The organism is Catellatospora paridis (assembly GCF_009720365.1).
GTDB classification, from domain to species: Bacteria; Actinomycetota; Actinomycetes; order Mycobacteriales; family Micromonosporaceae; genus Catellatospora; species Catellatospora paridis.
In genome coordinates this window covers 335,159-346,564 of the sequence record NZ_ML769313.1, presented here as the reverse complement: position 1 = coordinate 346,564, position 11,406 = coordinate 335,159, and the positions used below count along the sequence as shown (strand labels likewise).

Annotated in this window: 9 protein-coding genes; 6 read left to right on the top strand and 3 right to left on the bottom strand. The window is 69.9% G+C overall.

What is annotated here, in order from left to right; translation table 11 throughout:
* The first annotated feature begins 245 nt into the window (after positions 1 to 245).
* The 5 genes from F9C41_RS06495 to F9C41_RS06475 all read left to right on the top strand — a co-directional run bounded on the left by F9C41_RS06495 (position 246) and on the right by F9C41_RS06475 (position 6,390).
* The gene (locus F9C41_RS06495) at positions 246 to 1,127 is read left to right on the top strand and encodes a carbohydrate ABC transporter permease (RefSeq protein ID WP_155385740.1); all 882 of its coding nucleotides are present in this window, start codon (positions 246 to 248) and stop codon (positions 1,125 to 1,127) included.
* A 15-nt stretch (positions 1,128 to 1,142) separates the two neighbouring features.
* Positions 1,143 to 2,027 (top strand): carbohydrate ABC transporter permease, encoded by an 885-nt coding sequence (locus F9C41_RS06490; RefSeq protein WP_155385739.1) that lies wholly within the window; start codon positions 1,143 to 1,145, stop codon positions 2,025 to 2,027.
* A gap of 35 nt (positions 2,028 to 2,062) precedes the next feature.
* Complete coding sequence (locus F9C41_RS06485; protein WP_155385738.1) at positions 2,063 to 3,409, top strand: ABC transporter substrate-binding protein; 1,347 nt, start codon at positions 2,063 to 2,065, stop codon at positions 3,407 to 3,409.
* Between the two features lie 93 nt (positions 3,410 to 3,502).
* A complete protein-coding gene (locus tag F9C41_RS06480) occupies positions 3,503 to 4,999 on the top strand; it encodes a glycoside hydrolase family 36 protein (RefSeq protein ID WP_155385737.1) in 1,497 nt (498 codons plus the stop codon).
* A 221-nt stretch (positions 5,000 to 5,220) separates the two neighbouring features.
* Positions 5,221 to 6,390, top strand: coding sequence for an ROK family transcriptional regulator (locus F9C41_RS06475; protein WP_155385736.1), 1,170 nt, complete (start codon positions 5,221 to 5,223; stop codon positions 6,388 to 6,390).
* Positions 6,391 to 6,427: 37 nt separating this feature from the next.
* On the opposite strand, the gene F9C41_RS06470 is transcribed toward F9C41_RS06475, so the two are convergent.
* The 3 genes from F9C41_RS06470 to F9C41_RS06460 all read right to left on the bottom strand — a co-directional run bounded on the left by F9C41_RS06470 (position 6,428) and on the right by F9C41_RS06460 (position 8,422).
* Positions 6,428 to 6,862 (bottom strand): hypothetical protein, encoded by a 435-nt coding sequence (locus F9C41_RS06470; RefSeq protein WP_155385735.1) that lies wholly within the window; start codon positions 6,860 to 6,862, stop codon positions 6,428 to 6,430.
* Between the two features lie 179 nt (positions 6,863 to 7,041).
* On the bottom strand, positions 7,042 to 7,599 hold the full coding sequence (locus tag F9C41_RS06465) for a hypothetical protein (protein WP_155385734.1): 558 nt from the start codon (positions 7,597 to 7,599) through the stop codon (positions 7,042 to 7,044).
* A gap of 154 nt (positions 7,600 to 7,753) precedes the next feature.
* Positions 7,754 to 8,422, bottom strand: coding sequence for a TetR/AcrR family transcriptional regulator (locus F9C41_RS06460; protein ID WP_230689368.1), 669 nt, complete (start codon positions 8,420 to 8,422; stop codon positions 7,754 to 7,756).
* A gap of 129 nt (positions 8,423 to 8,551) precedes the next feature.
* Here F9C41_RS06460 and F9C41_RS06455 point away from each other — a divergent pair, with 129 nt between their 5' ends.
* Positions 8,552 to 11,335, top strand: coding sequence for a TIM barrel protein (locus F9C41_RS06455; protein WP_155385733.1), 2,784 nt, complete (start codon positions 8,552 to 8,554; stop codon positions 11,333 to 11,335).
* Positions 11,336 to 11,406 lie beyond the last annotated feature (71 nt).

Genomic DNA, 11,406 nt, shown 5'->3' with positions numbered 1-11,406 from the left:
TGGGAGTCGGGCAGTTCTCCGGGTGGTACGGGGCATGTGCCCGCGCGGGCACACCACTGAGCCGACGCACAGGGTCCATATAGTCCCTGGTCGGAGCTTTGGCGCAGCGGTTCTGAGCTGGTCGCCCCCCTCGTCGTTACCGAAGTAATACGAAGAGGTGTTGACAAAATTTCGAAGGTCTACATCATTATTCGAGAGCGGGGCGGCTGGCAAGAGCCGACCGATAGACGGATCCGAGGACGTGGATGAGCGCGACAAAACCGCGGGACGACCGCCGGGCGGCGTGGTGGTTCCTGGCACCGGTGCTGGTGGGGTTCGCCGTCTTCTACGGCTACCCGGCCGCTCGGGGCGTGTGGTACTCGGTCACCGACTACAACATGCTCACCACCGCGTCCTACGTGGGCACCGAGAACTACGCCAAGCTGTTCGCCGACGCGAAGTTCTGGAACTCCATGCTGGTCACCGCCTGGTACGTGGTGCTCAACATCGGGTCGCAGACGCTGCTGGCGCTGGGCGTCGCGTCGCTGATGCACCGGCTGACCCGCTCGGTCGTGCTCCGGGCGACGCTGCTGCTGCCGTGGCTGGTCCCCAACGTCACCATCGGCCTGCTGTGGATGTGGCTGCTGGACACCAACCTCGGCTTCGTCAACCAGCTGCTGCACACCTTCGGCCTGGGCCCGGTCGGCTTCTTCACCGACGAGACCTGGGCGATGCCGACCGTGGCCGGCATCAACACCTGGGCCTACACCGGCTACACGGCGCTGCTGCTCTACGCCGGGATGCTGCAGATCCCGCAGTACCTCTACGAGGGCGCGGCGATCGACGGCGCCGGGGAGTGGCGCATGTTCCGGGGCATCACCTTGCCGCTGCTGCGCCCCGTGCTGGCCCTGGTGCTGGTCGTGTCGATGATCGGCTCGTTCCAGATCTTCGACACCATCGCGGTCACCACCAAGGGCGGGCCCGTCTCCGCCACGCAGGTCATCTACTACTTCATCTACCAGCAGGCATTCAAGTACTTCCACATGGGTTACGCCGCCGCGGCGGCGATCTGCCTGGCCCTGATCCTCGGCGTGCTCACCGCGATACAGATGCGCATGCTGCGTGCCTCGCGCTCGGACCTGGCCTGAGAGGGGACGACAGACATGACACGCAGGACTTTGCGCCCCGGACGCGCGCTGGCGTGGGTGGCGATGGCCGTCTTCGTCGTGGTGACCGTCTTCCCGTTCTGGTGGATGATCCGCACCGCGCTCACCCCGGCGGCCGACATCTACACCGACAACGCCGGCCTGCTGCCCGAACACCCGACGCTGATCAACTTCACCCGGGTGCTCGGACTGACCACCGAAGCCGAGGCGCGCGCCGCCGGCGGGTCGGGCGCGCACATCAACTTCGCCGGGTACCTGTGGAACTCCGTCGTCTACTGCAGCCTCATCGCCGCGGTGCAGACGCTGTTCTGCGCGATGGCCGGGTACGCGTTCGCCCGGCTGCGCTTCCCCGGCCGCGACCTGGTGTTCGGCATCGTGATCGCGGCGCTGATGGTGCCGCCGATCTTCACGCTGCTGCCGAACTTCATCTTCGTCAAAGACCTCGGCCTGATGAGCACCATGGCCGGCATGGTCGCCCCGACCGTCCTGATGACCCCGTTCGCGGTGTTCTTCCTGCGCCAGTTCTTCCTGTCGCTGCCCCGCGACGTGGAGGAGGCCGCGATCCTCGACGGCAACGGGCCGTGGGGCATCTTCTGGCGCATCGCGCTGCCGATGAGCCGCGGCCCGCTGATCACCATCGGGCTCACCACCACCGTGTGGGCCTGGAAGGACTACCTGTGGCCGCTGCTGGTCGGCCGCGACGAGGAGAACCGCCTCGTCACCGTCGCACTCGGGGTGTTCCTGCAGCAGTCGCCCAACACCCAACCCGACTGGACCGGCCTGATGGCCGCCTCGACGCTGTCGGTCCTGCCCGTCCTCGTCTTGCTGATCTTCATGGGCAAGCGGCTGGTCCAGTCCCTGAACTTCACCGGCAGCAAGTGAACAACACCCACCCCCAAAAAAGAAGGAAGGCACAGATGAACCGCAGATCACGGGCCGGAGCAGCGCTGCTGTCCCTGGCCGTGGTGGCCGGCCTGGCCGCTTGCAGCACCGCCGAAGAGGAGCCCGGCGCCGCCGTCACCCTGGACTACTGGCTCTGGGACGACAACCAGAAGGCGTCGTACCAGCAATGCGCCGACGCGTTCCACACCGCCAACCCCAACATCACCATCAAGATCAGCCAGGCGGCCTGGACCGACTACTGGCAGAACCTGACCACGCAGATCGCCGCGGGCGACGCCCCGGACGTGTGGACCAACCAGGGCTCGTACTACCCGCAGTTCGTCAGCTCCGGGCAGATCCTCGACATCCAGCCCTTCGTCGACGCCGACAAGGTCGACCTGTCCCAGTACCAGGGCGGCCTGGCCGACCTGTTCACCAAGGACGGCCAGCGCTTCGGCCTGCCGAAGGACTGGGACACCATGGCCCTGGTCTACAACACCGAGCACCTCAAGGCCCAGGGCATCGACGCGGCCGGCCTGGCGAACCTGACCTGGAACCCGACCGACGGCGGCACGTTCGAGCAGGCCATCGCCAAGGCGACGGTCGACGAGAAGGGCCGCAACGGCCTGGACCCGGCGTTCGACAAGACCAAGGTCAAGGTCTTCGGCTTCCTGCCGGAGTGGGCCGACGGCTCGCAGGGCCAGAACGGCTGGGGCAACCTGGCCGCCAGCAACGGCTTCACCTACCTGGACAAGAACCCGTGGGGCACCCAGTACAAGTACGACGACCCGAAGCTCGCCCAGACCATCGACTGGTTCAAGTCGCTGAGCGCCAAGGGTTACGCCCCCGCGCTGGACAAGGCGTCCACGCTGAGCCGTGACTCCCTGCTCAACGCGGGCAAGGGCGCCATCACGTTCGCCGGTTCCTGGATGATCAACAGCTACCTGGGTGAGGGCGCGAAGCTGAAGTTCGCGTTCGCGCCGCTGCCGGCGGGCCCGCAGGGCCGCAAGACGGCGATCAACGGCCTGTCCGACGCGATCTGGTCCGGCACCAAGCACAAGGACGAGTCCTGGCAGTGGGTCAAGTTCCTGGGCTCCGCGGACTGCCAGAACATCGTCGGCGGCAACGGCGTGGTCTTCCCGGCCATCAAGTCCGCCAGCGAGAAGGCCCTGGCCGCCCACACGGGCAAGGGCCGCGACGTGAAGGTGTTCGTCGACGAGGCCGCGGCGCCCGGCGGCACGTTCTTCGTGCCGATCACCGAGAACGGCAACGAGGTCAGCCAGATCGTGCAGGACGCCATCCAGTCGGCGATCCTCGGCCAGACCGACTCGGCGAGCGCCCTGAAGAAGGCCAACGACCAGGTAAACGCCCTGTTCAAGTAGCCCTTACGACGAACAGGTGCGGCGGGACGCATGGCCGCGTCCCGCCGCACCACCACCTGCGACTCATCTGCATCTCACCCGCCAAGGAGAACCATGGCACTGCTCATCGAGCTGGCCGGCCACACTTTCGCCCTCGAACACGACGGCCCCGGCAGCCCGCAAGCAGCCGACGGGGGCCTGGTCCTGCCACCGGGACGGGTCGCGTTGCTGCACGGACTGGGCGATGCCCTGTTCTACCGGCACGGGCACAACTCCTGGAGTCCCTGCGGCTGGCGGCAGCTGAGCGAACCGCCGCTGCGCATCGCGAACCCGCAGCGCCGCCTCACCGCCGACGACACCGTCTGGGACGACCCGGCCCGCCACCACTCCTCCGCGGTGGCCGCCCTGGACGCCGGTGACGGCAACGTCCTGCTGCTGGGCGCACTCGGCCTGGGTGTGCCGCGGCTGGCCGCCGACCGGGACACCCTGTCCGGCTGGTACGAGCACGGCGCTGCGCCCTGGTTCGCCGCCTACGGCCCCGAGGACGAGGTCTTCGCCGCGTACACCAGGCAGCTGGCGCAGCGGCTGGGCAGCAGCACCCGCCGCGCCGGCAACGTCTGGTGCTCCTGGTACGCCTACTACGAGACCATCACCGAGCAGCAGCTCGCCAAGGACGTCGACGACCTGCGCGGGCTGCCCTTCGACGTGGTGCAGGTCGACGACGGCTGGGAGCGGCTGGTCGGCGACTGGCAGCCCAATCACAAGTTCCCGTCCGGGATGAAGGCGCTGGCGGACCGGATCGTCGACGCGGGCATGACGGCCGGGCTGTGGCTGGCCCCGTTCATCGCCCTGCCCGGCTCGGAACTCGCCCGGCAGCGCCCCGAGCTGCTGCTGTGCGACCACCGCGGCGAGCACGTGATCGCGGGGAACAACTGGGGCAGCGGCTACCACGCCCTCGACCTGTCCCGGCCCGCCGCCCGCGACTACCTCAGCGAGCTGACCCACCGGGTGGTGCACGAGTGGGGCTTCAAGTATCTGAAGCTCGACTTCATCAACGCCGGTGCCGCACCGGGGGTGCGGGCCGAAGGCGGTGAGCGGGAGCAGTCCTACCGCGACGCGCTGGCGCTGATCCGCGAGGTCGCCGGCGACGACGTGTACCTGCTGGGCAGCGGGGCGATGCTGCTGCCGTCGCTGGGCATCCTCGACGGGATGCGCAGCGGTCCCGACGTCGCGCCGATGTGGCAGAACTACGCCAGCGACGACCCGTCCGACGCGATGGCCCGCAACGCGGTGGTCAACACCCTGCACCGCCTGTGGCACCAGCCGCTGGCCGAGGTCGACCCTGATGTCATCTACTTCCGCAGCCGGTTGAACCTGCTCACCGAACAGCAGCTGGTCTGGTTGCGCGACCTGGCCGACATCTGCCGGTTCCGGGCCGTGTCCGACCCGCCGAGCTGGCTGTCGGCCACCGAACTCGACGACATGGTCGGCTATCTGGCGGCGCAACCGGAGATCGCGCGGCTGGGTCGTTACGAGTACACCGTCGGCGGGCGCCGGGCGGACTTCACCGCGGCGGTCACGCCGGCGGCGCAGGCCTATCCGATCTCCTGACCTGGTGCCGGCTTCGACCGGACCGGCCCGGTTGCCCTCCCCCGGGTGAGCAACCGGGCCTGGGCTGTCATCCCGGCAGGTCGGGGTGCGGTCCGCAGACGGCCCTCGCAGTGGTGTCCAGCACCGGCCCTCACCGAGGGTGGGCTTGCCATCACTCGGCGGTTTTGTAAAGATCAAAGCGTATTGCGCGGGCTCGACCGCACGCAAACAAGGGACAGAACGTGACAGAGCTAGCAACAACCGGAACGGATCTGCCGCGGCTGCGCGAGCTCAACTCCCTGAGCATCGTGCGCGCGCTGCGCGACCACCCGCCGTCCACCGTCACCGAGCTGTCCCAGCGCACCGGGCTGTCCCGCCCCGCCGTCGACGTCATCGCCCAGGGGCTGGTCTCCGACGGCTGGGCCACCGTGCTCGAACCCGGCGCCAGCAGCGCCGTCGGCCGCCCGGCGCGCCGCTACCAGTTCCGGGCCGGCGCCGGTTACGTGCTCGGCGTCGACGTGGGCGCGCACAAGATCCTGGCGCTGCTGGCCGATCTGGACGGCAACATCGTGCAGACCGTACGCCAGTCCGTGGCCGCCGAGGCCGAACCCGCCGAACGCCTCGCCGTGCTCGACGAGGTCGTCACCGCCTGCGTGGCGGGGGCCGGCAAGACGGCCTCCGACATCTGGGCCGTCACCGCCGCAGTCACCGGCGCCGTCGACGCGTCCGGACGCACCAGCTTCTTCACCCCGCTGCCCGGCTGGAAGAGCGTCAACCTGCCCGCGCACCTGGGCGCGCACTTCTCCTGCCCGATCGTGGTGGAGAACGACTGCAAGCTGGCCGCCCTGGCCGAGCGGTGGAAAGGCGCGGCCACCGACGCCGACGACATCGTCTACCTGCTCGGCGGTATGCGTACCGGCGCGGGCCTGATCATCGACGGCGTGCTGCGCCGCGGCTTCGGCGGCGCGGCGGGCGAGATCGGCGCGCTGAAGCACGTCCGCTGGCTCAACGCGCCTGAGCACCTGCAGAACTGCCCCGGCGTGCCGGAGACCGTCAGTCCCGACGACGCCGCCGCCTGGGTCTTCAACGCCGCCCGCGAAGGCGACCGGGCCGCGCGCGGCGCGGTCAACCGCTACGTCAAGGACCTCGCCGTCGGCGCGGCCGCCCTCGTGCTCACGCTCGACCCGCAGGTGGTCGTGTTCGGCGGTGGCTTCTCCCGGTCCGCCGATCTCGTGCTCGACCCCCTGCGCAACGAACTCCAGCGCCTGTGCCTGCGCATGCCCGACGTACGCGCGTCCACCCTCGGCGCGGACTCCGTCGCCCTCGGCGCGCTGAAGCTGTCGCTCAACGAAGTCGACGTGCGGCTGTTCAGCGCCGGCCTCTCCGCCCCCGTGGCTCCCCGGCGGCAGTGACGTCGCGCCTCCCGCGACGGCCACGGCCGGGAACGGCTCAGGTGACCTGGAAGTAGGTGTCGCGTGCCATGGTGATGGCGGCGCCACCCACGACCCTCAGCTCACCGGCGCCCGCGAGCAGGGACGGGCGCTGCGTGCGCGCGTTCTTGATTTTGAAGGTCGACCCCTGCTGGACGCTGTCGCCCCAGGGCTGCGCGACGTAGAACTTCTCGGATCCGCCGAAGGACCACCGGCCGTCCGCGGTTCTCGCGAACAGGCACACCTCGCCGCTCCCGGCTGCCGCGATCGCCACGGCCCGGCCGCCGCCGTCGGGGATGAACGCCCAACCCGCGGAGTACGAGTCGCCGCCGCTGCACAGCGCGACGAAGATGGCGTGACCGCTGCGGTTGTGGATCGTCAGGTCGCGGTTCGTGCCGGCGGCGAGCCACGTCCCACCGCCGACGCCGGTCTGCAAGATCGCGAATGGGTCCATGTGCCGCCGTTTCGACAGGCTTCAAGAATGGAACCGATCCTATCGATACACATGAACCGCCGGCGAGCGTTGCCGTGACAACTGAGTGTCCTGGCGGTTTCACCGGAGTGGTCGATCATGCCGGCAGGCGGGCGGAGGTTCGCTTGTGGATGCCGGTCGACCGTCCCGCGGTTCGCCCGTCAGCGGTTCTTGGCCGCGGTTACCTCGGCTCGTGCCAGTTCTGTGAGCTTGGCGATGTTGTCCGGCGTGGCTTCGTAGCCTGCGATCGTCGCGCCCAGCACCAGCTTTCCGTCGAGCACGCCCAGTCCGACGTGCGTCTGGCCGTGCTGCGTCACGCTTCCGGCGAAGGCCTGCTCGCCCAGGCTCGGCACCGGCACGGCCTTGACGTCGGGAACCGCTCGGCTGAGTTCTACGGCCTTTTGATAGCCGGTGGCAGCGTCCGCCGGAGTCGCGTACTCGTCGACGGAGATCGTCACCTTCTTCGAACCGTCGTCGTTCGTGTACGCCACGCTCCTGGTCGCCGTGGGATTTCCGGAGGCGGTGGAGTTCCAGCCCGTGGCGGCTTCCTTGGTCACGTCCGGAAAGAACGGCTGCACCTGGTTCAGGCCGAGCACGACATCGCGCGGTAGCAGGGCGCCGGTGGCCGAGGGTTCGGCGACCCGGGACGCCGTCGCGGAGGTGACCGGGCTCGCGCATGCCGGCAGCACCAGAACTCCGAACGCGGCAGCCAGGAGCACCGCCGACCTACCTCGGCCCGCTTTCCCCACCCGCACGCTCATGCTCGCCCCCGCCCTCGCCGACCCGCTTCAGGCAGCAGTCTGCCAGCGAAAGCGACGCAAAGTAGACGATTCCGCCGCATAGGGCTCCGCTTCGGCGATCAGCACGCGGCGATCAGCGGGCCGTCAGATACTCCAGCACCAGGTCGCCGAGCATCTGCCGGTGGTGCTCACGCCGGGCGGGGTCGAGCATGTCCCGCTTGAAGATCGCGTTGAAGGTGTACCGGTTGGCGGTGCGGAAGACGCAGAACGAGCTGATCACCATGTGCACGTCGACGGGGTCGACGTCGTCGCGGAACCGGCCGGCGAGACGGCCGCGGTCGAGGATGCGCGTCAGCACGTTCAGCGCCGGGTCGGCCAGGCCCGGCAGGATGTCCGAGCGGATCAGGTGCTGGGCGCGGTGGATGTTCTCGATGCTGACCAGGCGGATGAAGTCGGGATGCGCCTCGTGGTGGTCGAAGGTCAGCGACGCCAGCCGCCGGATGGCGTCGGCGGGGTCCAGGTGGTCGACGTCGAGCTGCTGCTCCAGCGTGCGGATCCCGGCGTAGGCACGCTCCAGGACGGCGATGTAGAGCTGCTCCTTGCCGGTGAAGTAGTAGTAGATCATCCGCTTGGTGGTACGAGTCTTGGCGGCGATCTCGTCCACCCGCGCGCCCGCGTATCCCTTGTCGGCGAACTCGTGCGTGGCGACGTCGAGGATCTCCGACCGGGTCCGGTCGGCATCGCGCACCGACGGCCCCACCGCGACCTTGGGCTGTGCGGCCAACTGCGCTCCCTCCATCATCGACGCCCACTGTAGTCAGTCCTGCCGGGCGCCGGAACCTTCCCCGTCGGTCGCCCCGAGTGTATAAGTAACTATCCGGTACGTTCATATCGGCCACGGCGACTGCCGCCCCGCGCGAGGGAGAGTCCCATGCTCACCACGGAAAGGCACCCCACGGCGGACCTCGCAGCTCGACCGCGACCGGCGCTCGGCCCGGCGATCGCGACCGGCTGCCTGTCCGGAACGTTGGAGGACAAGCTCGCGGCCGCGGCGGCGGCCGGTTTCCAAGGTGTCGAGATCTACGAGAGCGACCTCATCGCCTCGCCGTGGTCGCCGCGACGCGTCGGCCAGGAGTGCGCCCGCCGCGGCCTGTCCATCGTGGCCTACCAGCCGTTCCGCGACTTCGAGGCCGTCCCGCCGGACGTGCTGCGGGCCAACCTGCGCCGCGCGGAACACAAGTTCGACCTGCTCGAACAGCTTGGCACCGACACGATGCTGGTCGGCTCGTCGGAGTCGGCAGACTGTGTGGACGACGACGACCTCGCCGCCGAGCAGCTGCACCAGCTGGCCGCCATGGCAGCCGAGCGCGGCAAGCGGATCGCGTACGAGCCGCTGGCCTGGGGCAGGTTCGTCAACACCTGCCAGCACGCCTGGCGGATCGTGCGGCACGCCGACCATCCCGCTCTCGGCCTGTGCCTGGACAGCTTCCACGTGCTCTCCCGTGGCGGCGATCCGGCAGGCATCCGCGTCATCCCGGGCGCGAAGATCTTCCATTTGCAGCTGGCCGATGCCCCGCGCCTGCACCTGGACCTGGATCTGGTCGAGTGGAGCCGCCATCACCGGCTGTTCCCGGGCCTGGGTTCGTTCGACCTGACCGGTTTCGTGGGCCACGTGCTCGGCACCGGATACGACGGACCGCTGTCGCTGGAGGTCTTCAACGACGTGTACCGGCAGGCCGATCCCCGCCACGCGGCCATCGACGGCATGCGCTCGCTGCTGAGCCTGCAGGAACTCGTCGGCACGCACGGGCCGGCCCCGGTACGCGAGCGGCTGCGGATGTCCGGCCTACCGCCAGCGCCGCCGCTGGGCGGCCACGTCTTCACCGAACTGGCGGTCGACGACATCTCCGGCCCGGGCGTGGCACGTACGCTGGGCGCGCTCGGCTTCGCGCACACCGGGCAGCACCGCTCCAAGCCGGTGCAGCTGTGGCAGCAGGGCGAAGCGCGGGTCCTGCTCAACTTCGAGCCGCAGCGCACCGTCGCGCCGGGCACGGCGGCCATCTGCGCGCTCGCCGTGGAGAGCACGGACCCAGCCGCCTCGACCCAGCGGGCCGTCCGCCTGCTGGCCCCGGTGCTGCCCCGCACCAGGCGTCCCGACGAGGCCGAACTCAGCTCCGTGGCGGCTCCGGACGGCACGGCGGTCTTCTTCTGCCGCGACGGCTCGGACAGCGGCGGCTGGCTGGCCGACTTCACCCCGACCGGCAGCAGCGCCCGGACCGACGGTTTCGTGACCGCGACCGACTACATCTCGCTGACCGAGTCCATGGACGACTTCGACCAGGTGGTGCTGTTCTACAGCCTGGTGCTCGGCCTGCGTTCAGGCGCCGCCACCGAACTCGCCGCGCCGTTCGGGCTGATCCGCAGCCGGGCCGCGGGCGACCGGACCGGCCGCATCCGCATCATGCTCAACACCGCGCCGCTGCGCCGCGGCGACTGGGCCCCGGCGGTCGCCAGCCCCCAGCACATCGCGTTCGCCAGCGACGACGTGATCGCCAGCGCCCGGGCGATGCGCGCCATGGGCGCGCCGGTGCTGCGCATCCCCGACAACTACTACGACGACCTCGACGCCCGGCTCGCGCCGCCGCCGGAGCTGCTGGCCGCGATGCGGGAGTTCTCGATCCTCTACGACCGGGACGAGCACGGCGAGTTCCTGCACTTCTACACCGAGATGCTCGGCTCCCGGGTCTTCTTCGAGGTGGTGCAGCGCATCGACGGGTACGCCGGCTACGGCGCGCCGAGCAGCGCGCCCGTACGCATGGCGGCGCACCGGCTGCGTCGTCTGATCACGCTGCGCGACTCCGACCGGCCACGCGGCGAGCAGCGGCACGACTACTCGCTGGCGCATCTCACCGCGCTGAGCCTGGCTCCGCCGGACCTGGTCGAGGCGGCGGCCGCGGCCGGCTACCGATACGTCGGGCTGCGCCTGAACCGCGTCACGCCGCAGGAGCCGCACTACCCGCTGGCCACCGATCCGGCGCTGATGCGTTCGACGAAGGTGCGCCTGGCCGCGACAGGCATCGAGGTGCTCGACATCGAGCTGGCCCGGATCAGCCCGCACGACGACCCGCGGGAGCTGCAGCGCTTTCTGGAGGCGGGGGCCGAACTCGGCGCCCGCCACGTGATCGCGCAGCTGCCCGATCCCGACCGGGCCCGCAAGATCGCCCGGTTCGCCCAGCTGTGTGAGATGGCCCGACCGCTGGGCCTGACGGTCGATCTGGAGTTTCCGTCGTGGACGGAGACCCCGGACCTGGCCGAGGCGGCGCGGGTGCTGCGCGCGGCGGATCAGCCCAACGCGGGCCTGCTGGTCGACCTGCTGCACTTCGCCCGATCAGGTTCCAGTGTGGCCCACCTGCGCGAGCTGCCCGCCGAGTGGTTCCACTTCGCCCACGTCTGCGACGCGCCGGCGGCCGTGCCCGCCACGAACGAGGGCCTGATCCACACGGCCCGCTTCGAGCGCCTGTTCCCCGGCGAGGGCGGCATCGACGTGCACGGGATCCTGGCCGCGCTGCCCGCCGGGATCCCGTACGCGCTGGAGATCCCGCGGGCGACGCTGGTGGCGCAGGTGGGAGCCAAGGAGTACGCGCGTATGGCGCTCGCGGCGGCCCGCGAACACCTCGACGCCGCACGGCGTCCCGGCGGCTCGGGACCGGCGTGACGAACGCGGCGGCCGACCCACCGGGTCGCAGCGGCAGTGCGACGGCCGACCGGTGCTCAGCGGGCCCGGCC